The organism is Pseudomonas sp. TE24901, from assembly GCF_054058375.1.
Genome location: NZ_JBSSAF010000014.1, coordinates 124,062 through 141,479, shown reverse-complemented (window position 1 = coordinate 141,479; position 17,418 = coordinate 124,062). Strand labels below are relative to the sequence as shown.

13 protein-coding genes are annotated in these 17,418 nt (G+C 62.4%); 8 read left to right on the top strand and 5 right to left on the bottom strand.

Annotated elements, in window-relative coordinates:
• Window positions 1-25: 25 nt before the first annotated feature.
• A complete protein-coding gene (locus ACVWVP_RS25095; protein WP_457408635.1) occupies window positions 26-748 on the bottom strand; it encodes a pirin family protein in 723 nt (240 codons plus the stop codon).
• Between the two features lie 180 nt (window positions 749-928).
• On the opposite strand from ACVWVP_RS25095, the gene ACVWVP_RS25090 reads away from it, so the two are divergent.
• Both ACVWVP_RS25090 and ACVWVP_RS25085 read left to right on the top strand, forming a co-directional pair.
• Entirely contained in the window at window positions 929-1,879 is a 951-nt protein-coding gene (locus ACVWVP_RS25090) for a GlxA family transcriptional regulator (RefSeq protein WP_457408632.1), read from the top strand.
• A gap of 150 nt (window positions 1,880-2,029) precedes the next feature.
• Entirely contained in the window at window positions 2,030-3,481 is a 1,452-nt protein-coding gene (locus ACVWVP_RS25085; protein WP_457408629.1) for a winged helix-turn-helix domain-containing protein, read from the top strand.
• On the opposite strand, the gene ACVWVP_RS25080 is transcribed toward ACVWVP_RS25085, so the two are convergent.
• Together ACVWVP_RS25080 and ACVWVP_RS25075 are read right to left on the bottom strand one after the other, a co-directional pair.
• Window positions 3,428-6,190, bottom strand: a complete 2,763-nt coding sequence (locus ACVWVP_RS25080) for an ATP-binding protein (RefSeq protein ID WP_457408628.1) — start codon at window positions 6,188-6,190, stop codon at window positions 3,428-3,430. The genes ACVWVP_RS25085 and ACVWVP_RS25080 overlap by 54 nt on opposite strands.
• Before the next feature lie 58 nt (window positions 6,191-6,248).
• Window positions 6,249-6,647, bottom strand: a complete 399-nt coding sequence (locus tag ACVWVP_RS25075) for a helix-turn-helix domain-containing protein (RefSeq protein ID WP_259175528.1) — start codon at window positions 6,645-6,647, stop codon at window positions 6,249-6,251.
• Window positions 6,648-6,852: 205 nt separating this feature from the next.
• Here ACVWVP_RS25075 and ACVWVP_RS25070 point away from each other — a divergent pair, with 205 nt between their 5' ends.
• The 3 genes from ACVWVP_RS25070 to ACVWVP_RS25060 all read left to right on the top strand — a co-directional run bounded on the left by ACVWVP_RS25070 (window position 6,853) and on the right by ACVWVP_RS25060 (window position 10,156).
• Window positions 6,853-7,764: a LysR substrate-binding domain-containing protein gene (locus ACVWVP_RS25070; RefSeq protein WP_457408625.1), complete on the top strand. Its 912-nt coding sequence runs from the start codon at window positions 6,853-6,855 to the stop codon at window positions 7,762-7,764.
• Between the two features lie 785 nt (window positions 7,765-8,549).
• Entirely contained in the window at window positions 8,550-9,467 is a 918-nt protein-coding gene (locus tag ACVWVP_RS25065; protein ID WP_457408623.1) for a hypothetical protein, read from the top strand.
• Window positions 9,468-9,718: 251 nt separating this feature from the next.
• Complete coding sequence (locus tag ACVWVP_RS25060) at window positions 9,719-10,156, top strand: carboxymuconolactone decarboxylase family protein (protein WP_178924950.1); 438 nt, start codon at window positions 9,719-9,721, stop codon at window positions 10,154-10,156.
• A gap of 131 nt (window positions 10,157-10,287) precedes the next feature.
• On the opposite strand, the gene ACVWVP_RS25055 is transcribed toward ACVWVP_RS25060, so the two are convergent.
• Together ACVWVP_RS25055 and ACVWVP_RS25050 are read right to left on the bottom strand one after the other, a co-directional pair.
• On the bottom strand, window positions 10,288-12,441 hold the full coding sequence (locus tag ACVWVP_RS25055; protein WP_457408621.1) for a TonB-dependent siderophore receptor: 2,154 nt from the start codon (window positions 12,439-12,441) through the stop codon (window positions 10,288-10,290).
• Between the two features lie 173 nt (window positions 12,442-12,614).
• Complete coding sequence (locus ACVWVP_RS25050; protein WP_176999027.1) at window positions 12,615-13,511, bottom strand: helix-turn-helix domain-containing protein; 897 nt, start codon at window positions 13,509-13,511, stop codon at window positions 12,615-12,617.
• A gap of 138 nt (window positions 13,512-13,649) precedes the next feature.
• Between ACVWVP_RS25050 and ACVWVP_RS25045 the strand changes: the two genes are divergently transcribed.
• From ACVWVP_RS25045 to ACVWVP_RS25035, 3 genes are read left to right on the top strand one after another with little or no spacing between them, the layout of a single operon-like run.
• On the top strand, window positions 13,650-15,008 hold the full coding sequence (locus tag ACVWVP_RS25045; RefSeq protein WP_176999028.1) for a glutamine synthetase family protein: 1,359 nt from the start codon (window positions 13,650-13,652) through the stop codon (window positions 15,006-15,008).
• A gap of 24 nt (window positions 15,009-15,032) precedes the next feature.
• Window positions 15,033-16,121 (top strand): polyamine ABC transporter substrate-binding protein, encoded by a 1,089-nt coding sequence (locus ACVWVP_RS25040; protein ID WP_457408616.1) that lies wholly within the window; start codon window positions 15,033-15,035, stop codon window positions 16,119-16,121.
• Entirely contained in the window at window positions 16,118-17,410 is a 1,293-nt protein-coding gene (locus ACVWVP_RS25035) for an NAD(P)/FAD-dependent oxidoreductase (RefSeq protein WP_259175535.1), read from the top strand. Before ACVWVP_RS25040 ends, ACVWVP_RS25035 begins: the two co-directional genes overlap by 4 nt.
• Window positions 17,411-17,418: the final 8 nt, after the last annotated feature.

Below are 17,418 nucleotides of genomic sequence, written 5' to 3'. Positions count from 1 at the left end.
TTTCAGGGGACCATCGTGGTGCACGTCATGGCATCTGCGGCAGTTCTTGCGGGCGCAGGTCAAACACCAGCACCTCGGCATCCGCGCCACCACTGAGGCGGATCTGGCGCTCATCCCGCACCCGGGCACCGTCACCTTCCTGCAAGCGCTGGCCATTGACCTCGACACTGCCCCGGGCCACATGGATGTACACGTGGCGGTCTGGCGCCAGGTCCAGGCTCACGGTTTCGCTGCCGTTGAACAGCCCGGCATACACCCGCGCATCCTGGCGAACATGCAGCGACCCTTCGGCGCCGTCCGGCGAGATGATCAACTGCAAGCGCCCGCGTTTCTGCGCTTCGCTGAAGTGCTCCTGTTGGTAGCGCGGCTCGGCGCCGGCCACGTTCGGCACGATCCAGATCTGCAGGAAGTGCACGCCACGGGTCTGGCTGTGGTTGAACTCGCTGTGGGCCACGCCGCTGCCGGCGCTCATCAGTTGCACATCGCCCGGGCGGATCACCGAGCCGGTGCCCAGGGTGTCCTTGTGTTCCAGGGCGCCTTCGAGCACATAGGAGAAAATCTCCATGTCGCGGTGCGGGTGCTGGCCGAAGCCTTTGCCGGCCGCCACGCGGTCATCGTTGATCACCAGCAGGTCGGAAAAACCCTGCTCGCTGGGGTTCCAGTAGTTGGCGAACGAGAAGGTGTGGAACGACTTCAACCAACCGTGATTGGCGGCGCCGCGTTCGGAAGCTTTGCGAAGGGTCAGCATGGTCTTGTCCTCAAGTGAGCGGGGTCTGCGAAGTGCAGGTCGCTTGCGTTGAGAAGAAGGTTAATGATTACCAATAAATTCATTAAGAAGCTGAAATCTGAATAACTGTCTCTTTAAAGTTGACAGTAAAAGACATGCCATAATGTCTGCCGCTTCCCTTATCGACGGACCTTGCTCTCTATGAAAACCGTGGCCATGGCGCTTTTTCCTGACTTCCTCCTGCTCGACATGGCCGGCCCGCTCGAAGTGTTTTCCATTGCCAACCGCTACCTGCCGCAAGCCGAGCACTACCAGATCCTCACCCTCGGCATCGAGCCTGGGCCGTTGCGTGCCTCCAACGGTGTGAGCGTGCAGCCCGATCTGCTGCTTGAGCAGGCGGCTGATGACTATGACCTGCTGCTGATCCCCGGTGGTCCCGGCGCCTATAACGAATGCCACCCGGCGTTGCTGCCCTGGCTAAAAGCCGCTGCACCCCGGGCGCGGCGCTTCGGTTCGATCTGCACCGGCGCCTTTGTGCTGGGGCACGCCGGCCTGCTCGATGGCCACCGCGTGACCACCCACTGGCACTACACCGAGCGCCTGATCAAGGCGTTTCCCAGGGCGATTGTCGAGACCGATCGCATCTACCTGCAGGACGGTCGGCTGATCACGTCGGGCGGCGTCACGGCCGGCATCGACCTGGCACTGTCCGTCGTCGCCCAGGACCACGGCAAGGCGGTGGCGGTGGAGGTGGCCAAAGTGCTGCTGGTGGTGATGAAGCGCCAAGGTGGCCAGGCCCAGTTCAGCCCGATGACCGCCGCCGTGGCGCCCCATGAAAGCGCGATCACCCGGGTGCAGAACCAGGTGCTGGCGCAGTTGGACCAGCCGTTCACCATTGAATCAATGGCCGCACTCGCCGGCATGAGCCCACGCCACTTTGCGCGGCTGTTTGCCAAGGAAGTCCAGATGACGCCCATGGCCTTCCTGCAAGGCGCGCGCATCGACCGCGCCCGGCATTTGCTCGAAACCACCGACCTGCCGCTCAAGACCGTGGCGTTCCACGCAGGCTTTGGCAGCGTGCGCTACATGCGCTTTTTATTCAGTGACAAGCTCGGCCTGAACCCGACCCAGTACCGACAACAGTTCAGTTAACCGCTGGATGTCCGTCTGGCGCACCCGAATGTCCGTGTCGCTCCCCCTGCCAGCATTGTCCTGTCACGGCAGGCTGGCAAGATAGCGCAAGGCCCACGGAAAAGGATGCGCAGCCGCCCAAGAACGGGCGTTCCAGCGCTTTTACACCCGATGAACAACCCCCGCGCGGTGAGCTTCGGCCCCTACACGTTTCATCCTCAGCAACGCTTGGTCAGCAAGGCCGGCTGGCCGGTGCCGTTGGGTGGGCGTGCGCTGGATATCCTCGCGGTGCTGCTGGAGGCGCCGGGGCAATTCATCAGCAAGGAGGCGCTGATTGCCCGCGTGTGGCCGAGCAGTGTGGTGGAAGAGAACAACCTGCGTGTGCACATCGCCGCTTTGCGCCGCGCCTTGTCGGGGCAGCCTTACATTCTCAACGAGCCTCAACGGGGCTACTGCTTCGTGGCACTGCAACAGGCTGCGCTGCCAACGGCGATGCCCCGGCATAACCTGATGGCCCGGCTCAGCCCGGTGATCGGCCGTGACGAGTTAGTGGGGCGGTTGGCACGGCGCCTGTCGGGGCAACGCTTGATGACCCTCACCGGTTGCGCTGGCGTGGGCAAGAGCACCCTGGCAGTGGCCCTGGCTGAACGGGTGTTGCCACGTTACCGCGACGGCGTGTGGTGGGTGGACCTGGCGACGGTTACCGCGCCGACTCAAATGTTGCGCCATCTCGCCAGTGCCCTGCACCTGCAGCCCTGTGGCAACGCCGCAGCATTGGCCAGCCAACTGGCTGCGCGCCAATTGTTGCTGGTGCTCGACGGGGCGGATGTGTTGCTCGGTGCCTGCCGTCATCTGGTGCGCACGCTGCACGAGAAAGCCCCCCAGGTCAGCGTGGTGTTGAGCAGCCGCGAAGCCTTGCAGGTGCCGGGCGAATGGGTGCAACCCGTGCCGCGCCTGGCAGTGCCGGTACCCTCGGCGTGGGCCAGTGTCGAGCAGGCCATGGAATACCCAGCGGTGCAGGTGTTCGTTGCTCGCGTACGCGCCGCGCAGCAAGGCTTTGCCCTGCGACCCCAGGAGCTGGCCCCGCTGCGCGACATCTGCCGGCGCCTCGACGGCATCCCACTGGCTCTCGAATTGGCGGCCGCCCAGGTGAATGCCCTGGGGGTGCACGGCGTACACGCACAATTGCAGCAAGGTTTGCAGGTGCTGACCCGTGGCCGGCGCACGGCGGTTGAGCGGCACCAGTCCTTCACGGCGGCCCTGGATTGGAGCTACGAGCGCTTGAGCCTGCCGGAGCGCTGGCTGTTCCTGCAGATGGCGCTGTTCAAGATGGCCGTGACGTTGCCGGCCTTGAGTCGACTGGTCGCCGGCACCGAGCTGGAGCACGCCGACCTGTCGTACTTGCTGGAGCGCCTGGCGGGCACCTCATTGCTGACCGTGGAGCCCGGCCCTGGGCCTACGCGCTACCGCCTGCTCAACAGTGTGCGCAGCTACGCCCTGGCGCAGTTGCGCAACCCCGAGCAAGTGGCGCGCCTGCAACAAGGCTATGGGCATTACCTGGGACCGTTTTCAGGCCGGCCGTTTGTCTTGCAGCTCGTCGAGCAGGCGGCGTGCGCGGGTTAGGTCACGGGTGGCAAACCCTTCGGTGAATTGTCCATAGACCGAACCCACCAGTTCGCGGGCGACACGCAAACGGCCCTGGCTTTTCCATAACCGCGCCAATGACGTGGCACTGCGTAATTCCCACGCCAGCGCGCCTTGCTGATGGGCCAGGCCCATAGCCTCCAGCAGCAACGCTTCGGCCCCACGGGCGTCCGTCATGCCTTCGGCCCTGACCCGCAGAATCTCCGGGGTACACCAACCGGCCGCACCGTTTCGGGCGCGCTCAAACGCGGTGTCACTGACCTCGTTGGCCCGGAAGGTCAGCAGGAGGTCTTCGACCAATCCCAGGCCTTGCAGCGATGCTTGTTGCGCCGTGCCCGCGTAGTGCTGGGCCCAGGTGTGGAACAGCTGCACCGAGTGTTTTTGGGATTGCTGCAACAACAGCTGCAGTAGTGAGTCTGCCGCCGAGGTGTCGCCGTTGTAGCGTGCGATCACCACACCGGCCAGCGCCAGGGTGTAGCAGATCGACGTACCGTGGTTGATCTGCAAGGCCAGTTCCAGGGCCTGGCTGGCCGTGCGCCAGGCGCGTTCCGGAAAACCGCGCAGCCACAAGGTGCGCGCGAGGATGGTCAAGGACGCCACGCTCTGGTCGTACTGCACGCCGAAGCCATGGGTAAACCGGTTGAGATGGCCGCTGTGGGCCATGCGCTGGATCACCTGCTCGGCGTTGTGCAGCGCCAGCGCCTGGTTGCCGGCGAAGTGTTGCGCCAGTACGCGCAGGCGCTGGGCGCTGAGGGCCAGCAGTGGTTCGGTCTGCGGGCCGAGCTGGTCAAAGTGCAGGCTTTGCGCCAACGCTTCACGGTAGTTGCCGCAGCACAGGTTGACCGCCATATGCCCCGACACCGCCCGCAACTGGCCGGCCAGGTCCTTGCCGCCTTCGGCCAGGCGCCGTGCGCAGGCAAAGGCTTCAATGGTCTGCGGTGTGCCGCCCTGGGTGTGATAGGAAAAACTGCCCAAGGCCAGTTGCAGCATCATGTGCAGGCGCTGGCTCGGCGCGCTCGACTGCTGGAGCCGTGCCAGGGCCTTGCCCACGTACAGGCCGTGTTCACGCAGTAACGAAAGCTCTTGCCACAGCGGCATGGCGCCGACGGTCAGGCGAATGCCCAGCAGGTGTACACCCTTGTCGCCCAAGCCCCAATCGAGGGCGGCACGGATGTCTTCACGCAAGGGCGCGTAGCGGTCGATCCAGGCCTGGGTGGCAATCAGCTCCCAGTCGTCCTGCGCCTGGTTCATCAACGCCAGGCAGCGTTCTGCATGGCGCTCACGGGTGGTCTGGAGTTCATCGGCCACGCTGAGTTGTTCCAGGGCGTAGGTGCGGGTGATGTCCAGCAAGCGATAGACCATCTCGTCATCGCCGGCTTCCACGTTGAGCAGGGATTTGGCGACCAATTGGGTGATCGACCCCAGCACCTCGCTGGGTGCGATCTGTTCCCCGGCGATCACCGCAGCGGCGCTGGCCAGGCTGAAGCCGCCGCGAAACACCGCCAGGCGCCGCAGGCAGATCTGCTCGCACGGGGTGAGCAGGTCAAAGCTCCAGTCCAGCGTCGCGCGCAGGGTTTGCTGACGGGGCAGGGCGCTGCGCCGGCCACGGGTGAGCAGGCGGAAGTTGTCTTCCATCTGTACCAGCAGCCCCGGCAGGCCAAAGCGTTCGATTTGGGCGGCCACCAGTTCAATGGCCAAGGGAATGCCGTCCAGCTTCTGGCAAATATCAATCGCCAACGGCAGCTCGGCTTCGCTCAGTTCAAAGCTGTCCTGGTGAGACATGGCCCGCTCGATCAGCAACTGCAAGGCCGGGTAGCCCAGCGCCTGGGCGCGGTTGCCGCTGGCGGGCGGGCAGGCGAGGGGTTCCAGGCGTTGCACGCATTCGCCTTCGGCCCGCAAGGCCTCGCGGCTGGTGGTGAGGATGTGCAGGTGAGGGGCGTGACGCAGCAGGGTTTCGCTGATCAGCGCGATGTCATCGAGCAGGTGTTCGCAGTTGTCGATCACCAGCAGCATCTGGCGTTCGTGCAATTGATGGGCAAAGGCGGCGAGGGGCTCATGCTCGGCGCAGGTCAGGTCGAGCAGGGCGGCGAGGTTGGGCAGGATCATCGACGGCGCGCTGAGCGGCGCCAGGTCCAGCAGGCGGATACCATCGCGGTAATGCCCGATCAGCAGTTCCGCCACGCGCAACGCGACGGTGGTCTTGCCGATGCCCCCGGGGCCGGTCAGGGTGATGAAGCGTTGCTGGGGCAGTTGCTGCACCAGCGTGTCGATCAGCGCCTGGCGGCCGATCATGCGGGTGTGGCGCAGAGGCAGGTTGTGGCATGGGCGCTGGGGTTCGCCGTCGGTGGGCAGTGTCATCGGTTCGATGCTCAGTGGCGCGACAAAACTGTAGCCACGCTGCGCCACCGTGACGATATAGCGCTGCCCGGCCTGGCCATCGCCCAGCGCTTTGCGCAACGCTGCCATGTGCACGCGCAGGTTGCCGTCCTCCACCACGCTTTTGGGCCACACTCGGGCGATCAGTTCCTGCTTGCTCACCACGTTGCCCGCCTGCTCCAGCAGGATCAGCAGAATGTCCACCGCACGCCGCCCAAGGCGCAATGGGCGACCGGCCTCCAGCACCAGGCGTTGGTGCGGGTGGACGCGGTAGGGGCCGAAATGCACGGCCTGGTCGTGGGGGGCACTCATGGGTGGCCGTGCTCTGGGAAAAGGGTCTGGGCAGCATAGGCCACGCGGGTGCAGACCACTAGGCCGCGATCACTTGGGGCTTGTGGCGCAATTGGTGGTTTCGCCAGGTCATCGGGTTGACGCCTTCACTGCGGGTGAACATGTGGCAGAAGTGCGCCTGGTCGCAGAACCCGCACTCCAGGCTGATTTGCGTCAGGCTCAGGGCGGAACCGATGATCAGCTCCTTGGCCCGTTGGATGCGCTGTTGGCGTATCCATTCCTGGGGCGACAGCCCGGTGGTGCACTTGAAAGCACGGGAAAAATGGCTGCGCGACAGCGCGCAGGCCTGGGCCAGGTCAGCAATCGCCAGGCTTTCACCGAGGTTGGCGAGGATCAGTTGTTTGGCAATCCGCTCGCGCCGGGGGCAGAGGCCGCCGGTAGCGGATAAGCGGGGAGCACAGTGCTCAAGTCGGGCCATGACAAATATCCGCAGTCGATGGGAGCGTTCCCGGTGAATGGAGGCAGTGTAGACCGACTCATTCTTGGCGCCGGACCGTCTGGCTGACGAGTTAATCGTTGTTAATTTCGCCAGGTCCAGGGCCGGAAAAGACAGCACAGGCGTGCAATCGCGGCGCCGACGGGCGTGCTTATCTGGCGGCTTGCCAACCGTTTGGATACACGCCATGAACCGTAACGACCTGCGCCGCGTCGACATGAACCTGCTGGTGATTTTCGAAGCGCTGATGTTCGAAAAGAACCTGACCCGTGTGGCCGAAAAGCTGTTCATGGGCCAACCCGCCGTGAGTGCGGCACTGGGGCGTTTGCGGGACTTGTTCGACGACCCGTTGTTGCTGCGCAACGGGCGGGGCATGGAGCCCACGCCACGTGCCGTGGCGATACTCAAGGAGTTGCAACCGGCCATGGACACTATTTCGGGCGCGGTCAGCCGCGCCAAGGATTTCGACCCTTCTACCAGCTGTGCGGTGTTTCGCATTGGCCTGTCCGATGACGCCGAATTCGGTCTGTTCCCGCCCTTGCTCAGCCAACTGCGCGAAGAGGCACCCGGGATCATCGTGGTGGTGCGTCGGGCCAATTACCTGTTGATGTCGTCGTTGTTGTTGGCCAGTGGCGAGATTTCGGTAGGGGTGAGCTACACCACCGAACTGCCGGCGAATGCCAAGCGCAAGAAACTGCGGGATATTCCGTGCAAGGTGTTGCGCGGGGATGATGGCGTGCAGCCGCTGACGTTGGACGACTACTGTTCGCGGCCCCATGCGATGGTGTCGTTTTCGGGGGACCTGAGCGGCAATATCGACCTGGACCTGGCGCGCATTGGCCGGTCGCGGCGGGTGGTGCTGGCGGTGCCGCAGTTCAGTGGGTTAAGGGCGTTGCTGGCGGGGACGCAGATTATTGCGACGGTGCCGGATTACGCGGCGTGTGCGTTGACTGAGGGGACGACGTTGCGGGCGGAGGATCCGCCGTTTGCGATTGATGCGGCGGAGTTGTCGATGGTGTGGAGTGGGGTGCATGACAACGACCCGGCGGAGCGGTGGTTGCGGGGGAGGATTGGGGAGCATATGGCTCGGGTGGTTTGATTGGGGGGCATATCCGTTGCTGCGGTAACGGCTGCTATTGGTTCCGCCCTTACGGCGGGTCACTTTTGGAAAAGAGCCCGGAATGCCGGCCCAGCCAAAAGTAACCAAAAGGGCTCTTGCCCCAACACTCGGTGCCTCGCCTAGGCTCGGCATGCCCTCACTCCGGCTTGAATCCGTGGGCCGCCGTCATGGGCCATCCCTGGCCCAGGACGGCTAACCCGGCGTCCTGCCGGGTTACCCACGGATTCAAGCCTGCGTTCGGCCAGCGTGTTTGACGGGGCGCCTAAGATCAAAATCAACAGCAACAGCACGGCGGCCTAGTAGCCGACCTGAGTGGTTGGATCAAAAGCAGATACGTGTAGGAGCTGGCTTGCCTGCGATGCAGACACCTCGGTGAGTCAGGTACACCGCGTTGATGCCATCGCAGGCAAGCCAGCTCCCACAGTGGGGCTCCGCGTTCTGCCTGATTTTTTTGCGCCATCGTTAACGACCATCGCCGCGGTGCGACGATTCGGCATTCCGGCTCTATCAAAAGTGAGCCGCCGTAAGGGCGGAACCAATTTTAGCCATCACCCAAACAACGGATATGGACTCAACCCCCCCACCCAACAAACCGACCCCCCCAACTCGATGCCTTAGCCAGACAGCCCACAAACAAAAAACCATGGGAATTCTACTGACGCCAAGCTTCAGTAAAGTCCTAGTCGTGCGAGTACGTTGTCTGGCAGCTAGCGCTGGCGCAAGCCTTCTACCATGGGTAACTATTCCATAGAAGGTGTGTACTTATGCAGATTCAAAAAACGCCATTTATTCCACCAACAGTGCCCGCATCTTCTCCTCATACTCCCCCTGTCTCAGTCCCACCCCGAAGTACTGAAACAACACCCGCCACGACGTCGGATGCCGACGAAACCTCCAAGTTGGATAAGGTCGGCGATCCCAAACTGGAAATTAAAAAAGAGGCCACGTCGCCGAATGGGCTGTATCAAGTAAGTTACTCGGTACCTGCGCCGGGAACAGGCTTGAGCAATATCACCTTTCCAATCGTTATCAACGAAGGCCTCCAAAGGAAATCGGCCAACGACGGAGGGGTTTATTACGCGATGCAATTTGACATTAATAATGAAAAGGGCAAACGCTTAGGGGGCGGCTACATCGGGATACAGCCGCGTGGAGATGGCAGGGCACTCATTACGTTTTCTGGATTTGGTCCACATTTTAAAGCGCCGAAAGGAACCTCCGAAGCGGATGGGGGGAAAGGTGGCAGCAACAGCACAATGGTGGATTTCAAGTTCGGCAATAAATACAACCTCACGATAGAGCGAGACCCTGAGAACCCCAAGAGGCTGAGCGGATACATTCAGGATGTGACAGACCCTGGTAATCCTGGGCCCAAGCAACATGTAAAAGACCTTGATGTTGATCAGAACGTCGCGTTGTCCGGTAGGAATATCGGTTTTGTCGAGCAGTACGGTGCGAAAATCAACCGTAGTTCTCAGGTTGCGTCGACCCAAGGTAGCTTTTCTGCGCCTTTTACTACCGATGAAAACGGCAAGGCCAAGGTCGGAGACATCAAAGGGTTGGGGTTGTATGGCCGGTACAAGAACTCGATAGTTGGCAGTCAAACGGTGATCAAGGAGGCCGGAGCAGGCAAAGAGATAAAGTTTTCTTTCCAGGGTGTAGGTTATGAAAAGAACACCTGATGTGTGACGAGTAGAGGCTGTATGTAAACTTCAAAACTGGGAGACCTCATGCAAATGAAGCCTCCCAGAACGGTTTTGCGAGGCCATGCGCCTCAGCACAGGTGGCCAGTACCGAAGCAATGGGCTGTTCCTCATCAGGTTTGAGCCAGCCCATCACATTGGTCACCCATTCTTCCCCCAAATTGGATATTCCTCCCCCAGGCCCCGATGACTAACCTAGCCATCAATCCCCACTGCCTTGGAGTGCCACCATGCAAACCCGCACCGATTTCTACACCGCCTCCCCAGACGCCATGAAAGCCATGCTCGCCCTGGAAGCCGCCACCGGCAAATTGTCCATCGAACTGCCCCTGCTGGAACTGATCCGCCTGCGTGTATCGCAGATCAACGGCTGCGCCTTCTGCCTCGACATGCACACCGCCGACGCCCGCAAAGGCGGCGAAACCGAACGTCGCCTCTACACCCTGTCCGCCTGGCGCGAAACCCCGTTCTTCACCCCGCGTGAACGCGCCGCACTGGCCTGGGCCGAAAGCCTGACCCTGATCAGCCAGACCCACGCCCCGGACGAAGACTTCAATGCGCTGGCCGCCGAATTCAGCGCCCAGGAACAGGTCGACCTGAGCGTAGCCATCGCCACCATCAACAGCTGGAACCGCCTGGCCATCGGCTTTCGCAAAATGCCTAAATAACCCCCTCAAATACGGTGCGAACCTCGGCATCGCTATCGCCCGCAAGCGGGCTCCTACAGTGTGTCGGTGGGGCTAGCAAAAATGTCGAGGTCGCCACGACCTTTGTAGGCGCCGGCTTGCCGGCGATGGCATCAGAAGTTCACCGAAGCACTCAGGCGCGCCGTCAGCGGTGCGCCCTGGAACAGGTAGTCATCGCCCAGGTATTCGCCCGCGTCGCGCCAGTAGCGCTTGTCGAACAAGTTGTCGACGCTCAGGCGAAACACGGTTTCATAGCCATCCACCTTCGTGGTGTAGCGGCTGCCCACATTGACCACCGCGTAATCCCCCACTTCCACATTGCCGGTGCGGTTGGCGTATTTCTTGGCGCTGTATTGCACACCACCCAGCACCGCCAACCCGTTGACCCACGGCAACGCATAGTCGGCATACACACTGGCACGCAGCTTGGGCACGTTGATCGCCTGGTGGCCTTCATACTCCGGCGTGCCGCTGCCGGTCACCCGTGCGCGAATCGCGGCCACACTGGTTGCGATCTGCAGGCGGTCGGTGGCCCAGCCGTTGGCCGACAATTCCAGCCCGGTGTTTTTCTGCTCGCCTTGTTGCACGTAGGTGAAGAGACCGGTGCCGTCGGGCTTGGCGTACTGGTAGGCCTGGCGGGTCTGGAACACGGCGGCGGCGAAGCTGATGCGGCGCCAGTCGTATTTCACGCCGGTTTCGATTTGGCGTGAGGTGGTGGGCGCTAGGGTTTCGCCGAAGTTTGTGGTTGTCCACGGCGCCTGGCCGCCCAGGGACAGGCCTTTGCTGTAGCTGGTGTACAGCGAGAGGTTTTCCACTGGCTTGTAGATCAATGCGGCCTGGGGCAGGAACACGTATTGCTGGGTGTGGCGTGTCTGATCGCCTGTGGTGCCGTCGAAGGCCTTTTCATCCAGGCGCACTTCACGGCCACCCACAATGGTCTGCCACTGATCGTTGAAGCGGATACGGTCGGTAACGAACAGGCCGTACTGGCGGCTGTCGAAGTTGCGATGGCTGTCGTGCAACGGTTTGTCAGTTGGCGTAAAGCTCGGTGCGTCGTCGTTGATATTGCCGCTGCCGATGTACTCGTTGACCGCTACACGCTTGTCGACCACCCGGCGAAACGCGCTGGTGCCGAACGTCAGTTCGTGGCCCAGGCCTGCGGTGTCGAACAGCCCGGTCATGGCCGCCTGCACTTCATCGTCCCGGCGTGTGTCGTCGGGGCTGCGGTAGTCGTAGATGTCGTAGTCACCTTCGGGGCTGAAGGTGTTGGCGTTGCAAGTCCCTACGTAATAACAGCCCCACGCAAACGAGCTGTAATCATCGATCACCACCTTGCTGCGTGCCGCACTGACACTGCCTTTCCACTGGTCACTGAAACGGTACTCAAACTTGCCGTTGAGGTTCAGCGAGTCGATGCCCACCTGATGGGAGCCGGTCTGGTGGCCGAGCAGTTTTTTCGGCGAGGCGTCGTGAGGCACTTCGGTGCCGCCGAGCAGTTGATAGCCCGGCACCGAACGCTGGTTCTTGTTCTGGTATTCGGCGTCCAGTTGCAGCACGGCGTCGGGGCTGATGTTCCAGTCGAAGGCCAGGGACACGAAATCACGCTGGCCGTTGGCGTGTTCCACATAGGAGTTGAGGTCTTCGTGGGCCACGTTGGCGCGCAGGCCGAACTGCTGTTCGCTGCCAAACCAGCCGCCGACGTCGGTTGCCACATAACCGCTGCCCCGGTCGTCGGTGGACACCGTCACCGAGCGCACGTCTTCGGGGCGCTTGGTCACGTAGTTGATCACGCCGCTGGGCTCGGAAATCCCGCTTTGCAGGCCGGCCAGGCCCTTGAGCACTTCCACTTGCTGCTTGTTTTCCAGGGCGACGTTCTGCTCCCCGGTGATGGTACGCCCGTTGATCTTGTAGCTGCTCGCCGCGTTCAGCGAGAAGCCGCGCACCACAAAGTTTTCGTAGTAGCCGATGGGCGCGTAGCTGTCGCCCACCGAGGCGTCGTTGCGCAGCACTTCACTGAGCAGGCGTGCTTGCTGGTCCTTGAGCAGGGCCGCGTTGATCACCGTGATCGAGGCCGGGGTGTCCAGCAGCGGCGCCTCGTCGAAGCCGGCCACCGAGGCAGTTGAGTTGCGGTAGCCGGATTCATCCTGGCCCTGGACGTTCACCGCCGGTAATTCCAGTTCTGCGGCGAAGCTGCTGCCGATACCGCCTGTGAGCAGCAGGCCGAGGGCGAAACGTGAGGTGACGACGGGACGAAAACGCAAAACCATGGGGGCAGGGCCTTAAAGCGCAGGGCAGGGGGGCGCATAAACTAGGCATAAGCGTGGTCTTTTACAAGTCTCCCGTAGGCGTCGGCTTGCCGGCGATGAAGCCCTTGAATAATGCACTGATTTCAAGGACGCCATCGCAGGCAAGCCAGCTCCCACAGAGTGAGGGGTGCCGTTCAGGTGGAGCGCTTGAGGGTTTCGCTGGGCAGTTCCTGGAACAGCGCCCGGTAGCTGTTGGAAAACCGCCCCAGGTGCCAGAACGACCAGTTCATCGCCACTTCGGCGACGGTGGTGTCACTGGCACTGAGCAGTTCGCGCCGTGCCCCGTTCAGCCGGCGCAACCTCAACCACTGTGCCGGGCTCATGCCGGTGTAGGTCTTGAAGCCCTGCTGCAGTTGACGCAGCGGCACCCCGGCAATCTGTGCCAGTTCCAGCAGGTTGACGGTTTCATCCGGCGCATCCGCCGCCCATTCGCCGATGCGCGCCATCAGCCGGCGCTCTTCACTGCGCTTTTGCAATGAACTGCGGTCCAGGCACACACAGGCGTTGTCGAGGATAAACAGGCAGTCGTCCAGCAGTTGCTGGGTGAGGGTGTCGCGGCTGACAGGGTCGATCACCGTGGACAAGCGCGTCAGCGTCCCACTGAGCCAACGGGTGAACAATGCGTTCTGCTGGCAAGTCAGCGGCGCCATGAACAGGCCTTCAAGCTTCGCCACGTCCAGGCCCTGGCGCTGCACGAACTGCGGGCCGAACACCACCGCCACTTCGCGGTAGTTCTCCGGGGTGATCCAGGTGTTGCGGCTTTCGCCATTGAGCATGTACAGCGCGTTGTCGCTGCCGTCGAAACAGAACGCCAGGGCGCCGGGCGGCGCATTGAAATGCTGCTCGACGCGGGTGTTCATGCATTCCTCGTACACCTCCACGCCCTGCAGGTCGAGGTAGCGGATCTGCCCGGCGAAATGCCCCGGGGACATCTGCTGGTACTGCTGCACCCAACCGGGTGTCGCATTGCATTGGGCGGCTACATCACCGGTGGTGAAGGCCTGTACGCGCAAGGCGGTTGCCTGTGTCATGGGTGATCCGTGCGCACTCTATTGGTGCGTTGTGGTGCGTGCAAAGTGGATAGATGCCGTTTGAAGGCCGGCCCAAGATAGACCTCAATGCGCCAGGAGTACAAGCCGGCGTAGCACTCAACCCATGACGAGGTCCTTATGAACGCCCCCTTCGATCAGCTGTCTGCCTGGCTGAAAGAACACAAGATTACCGAAGTCGAATGCGTGATCAGTGATCTGACTGGCATCGCACGCGGCAAGATTGCGCCCACCAACAAGTTCCTGCATGAGCGAGGCATGCGCCTGCCGGAAAGTGTGCTGCTGCAAACGGTGACCGGGGACTTTGTCGACGACGATATCTACTACGACCTGCTGGACCCGGCCGACATCGACATGGTCTGCCGCCCGGTGTCCAACGCGACCTACGTGGTGCCGTGGGCGATCGAGCCCACTGCCATCGTGATCCACGACACCTTCGACAAACAGGGCAACCCCATCGAGCTGTCGCCGCGCAACGTGCTCAAAAAGGTCTTGCAGCTCTACACCGATCAAGGCTGGCAGCCGATTGTCGCGCCGGAAATGGAGTTCTACCTGACCCAGCGCTGCGAAGACCCGGACCTGCCGCTGAAAACCCCGGTGGGCCGCTCCGGCCGCGCCGAAACCGGGCGTCAGTCGTTCTCCATCGATGCTGCCAACGAATTCGATCCGTTGTTCGAAGACGTCTATGACTGGTGTGAAGCCCAGGGCCTGGACCTCGACACGCTGATCCACGAAGACGGCCCGGCGCAGATGGAAATCAACTTCCGCCACGGCGATGCCCTGGACCTGGCCGACCAGATCACCGTGTTCAAGCGCACCCTGCGTGAGGCCGCACTCAAGCACAACGTGGCCGCCACCTTCATGGCCAAGCCGGTGGCCGACGAGCCGGGCAGCGCCATGCACCTGCACCAGAGCGTGGTGGACATTGCCACCGGCAAACCGGTGTTCGTCGACGCCGACGGCAACAAAAGCCAGCTGTTCCTGCACCACATCGGCGGCTTGCAGAAGTACATCCCCAAGCTGTTGCCGATGTTCGCACCCAACGTGAACTCGTTCCGCCGCTTCCTGCCGGACACCTCGGCACCGGTCAACGTGGAGTGGGGCGAAGAGAACCGCACCGTCGGCCTGCGCGTGCCCACTTCCAGCCCCGATGCGATGCGCGTGGAAAACCGCCTGCCGGGCGCCGATGCCAATCCCTACCTGGCCATTGCGGCTAGTCTGCTGTGTGGCTACCTGGGGATGATCGAGCAGATCGAACCGAGTGCGCCGGTGGAAGGTCGTGCCTACGAGCGCCGCAACCTGCGCCTGCCGTTCACCCTCGAAGATGCGTTGGCGCGCATGGAGGACTGCGACACGGTCAAGCGCTACCTGGGCGACAAGTTCGTGCGCGGCTACGTCGCGGTCAAGCGTGCCGAGCATGAAAACTTCAAGCGGGTCATCAGTTCCTGGGAGCGTGAGTTCCTGCTGTTGAGCGTCTAAAAAACCAAAAAAAGGGGTGTCGATATGCGTCTTGTGAAAAAGCTTCTCCCGCTGGCTCTTGTCGCGGCGTTCAGCAGTGCCAGCCAGGCCGCGCAGACGGTAAGCGTCTATAACTGGACCGACTACATCGGCGAGACCACCTTGGCCGACTTCCAGGCCAAGACCGGGATCAAGCCGATCTACGACGTGTTCGACTCCAATGAAACCCTGGAGGGCAAGCTGCTCGCGGGGCGCACCGGCTACGACGTGGTGGTGCCGTCCAACCACTTCCTGGCACGCCAGGTGAAGGCCGGCGCGTTCCTCAAGCTCGATCGCGCGCAGTTGCCCAACTTCAAGAACCTGGACCCCAAGCTGCTCAAGCTGCTGGAAAAGAATGACCCGGGCAACGCCCACTCGGTGCCGTACCTGTGGGGCACCAACGGCATCGGCTACAACGTCGACAAGGTCAAGCAAGTGCTGGGCATCGACCATATCGACTCGTGGGCCGTGTTGTTCGAGCCGGAGAACATCAAGAAGCTGAACCAATGCGGCGTGGCGTTCCTCGACTCGGCCGATGAGCTGTTCCCGGCGATCCTCAACTACCTGGGCAAGGACCCGCGCAGCGAGAACACCGAGGACTACAAGCAGGCCGAAGCCAAGCTGTTGACGCTGCGTCCGTACATCACCTATTTCCATTCTTCCAAGTACATCTCGGACCTGGCCAACGGCGACATCTGCGTGGCCTTCGGCTACTCCGGCGACGTGTTCCAGGCGGCCAACCGCGCCAAGGAAGCCAAGAACGGCGTGAATATCGCCTACTCGATTCCCAAGGAAGGTTCCAACCTGTGGTTCGACCTGTTGGCCATTCCCGCCGATGCCAGCAACCCGAAAGAAGCCCATGCCTTTATCAACTACCTGCTCGACCCCGAGGTGATCGCCAAGGTCAGTGCCTCGGTGGGTTACGCCAACGCCAACCCGGCTGCGAAGGCCTTCATGGACCCGGAACTGGTGAACAACCCCGAGGTGTACCCGTCCCAGGAAGTGCTCGACAAACTCTACATTTCCACCACGCCCACCCCGGCGACCATGCGCCTGATGACCCGCGCCTGGAGCAAAGTGAAGACCAACAAATGATCGCGTCCAACGACCATGCCCATTCCTATTACCGGGCCACGGCCAACGCCATGCCCCAGCGCCTGTCACTGGGGGCCGACCTGAGCGCCGATGTGTGTGTGATCGGCGGCGGGTTCACCGGCGTGAATACCGCCATCGAACTGGCCCAGCGCGGGCTGTCGGTGATCCTGCTGGAGGCCCGGCGCATTGGCTGGGGTGCCAGCGGGCGCAATGGCGGGCAATTGATCCGTGGCATCGGTCATGACGTGTCGGGGTTCGCCAAGTACGTGGGCGAGGAGGGCGTGCGGTACCTGGAGCGGGCCGGGATCGAGTCGGTGGAATTGGTGGGGCAGCGTATACGTGATCATCAGATCGACTGCGACCTGCGCTGGGGCTTCTGCGAGCTGGCGAACACGGCGGCGCAATTCGCTGCGTTCAACGCTGAGCAGGAGCACCTTGCCACCCTGGGCTATGCCCACCAAACCCGCCTGGTCGGCCCGCAGGACATGCCGCAAGTGGTCGGTTCGACGGTGTACGCCGGTGGCCTGGTGGACATGGGCTCCGGGCACCTGCACCCGTTAAACCTGGTGCTGGGCGAGGCCCAGGTGGCCGAGTCCCTTGGCGTGCTGATCTATGAAAACACTGAAGTGCTGGAGCTGATCCATGGCGACAGGGTGCAGGTGCGCTGCGCGGGTGGCACGGTACGCGCTGACACGCTGGTACTGGCCTGCAATGCCCACCTTGAGGAACTGGAGCCGCGCCTGAGCGGGAAGGTGCTGCCGGCGGGCAGCTACATCATCGCCACCGAGCCGTTGTCAGCGGAACTGGCCAACCAGCTGATCCCGCAGAACCTGGCGCTGTGCGACCAGAAGGTCGGGCTGGATTACTACCGGCTCTCCGCCGACCGTCGCCTGTTGTTCGGCGGCGCCTGCCATTACTCCGGGCGTGATCCGGCGGACATCGCGGCCTACATGCAGCCGAAGATGCTCAAGGTGTTCCCGCAGTTGGCCAATGCCGCCATCGAGTTTCAATGGGGTGGCAAGATTGGCATCACCGCCAACCGCTTTCCCCAGGTCGGGCGGTTGAAGCAGTACCCCAACGTGTTCTACGCCCAGGGCTATTCCGGGCATGGGCTGAACGTGACCCACTGGTGTGCAAAATTGCTGGCCGAAGGGATTCACGCCGGCCACAGCACCGGCCTGGATATCTTCAGCCAGGTGCCACACATGACCTTCCCGGGCGGCAAGGCCTTGCGCTCGCCGCTGCTGGCGCTGGGCATGCTCTGGTATCGCCTGCGGGAGTTGGTCTAACTGACGCC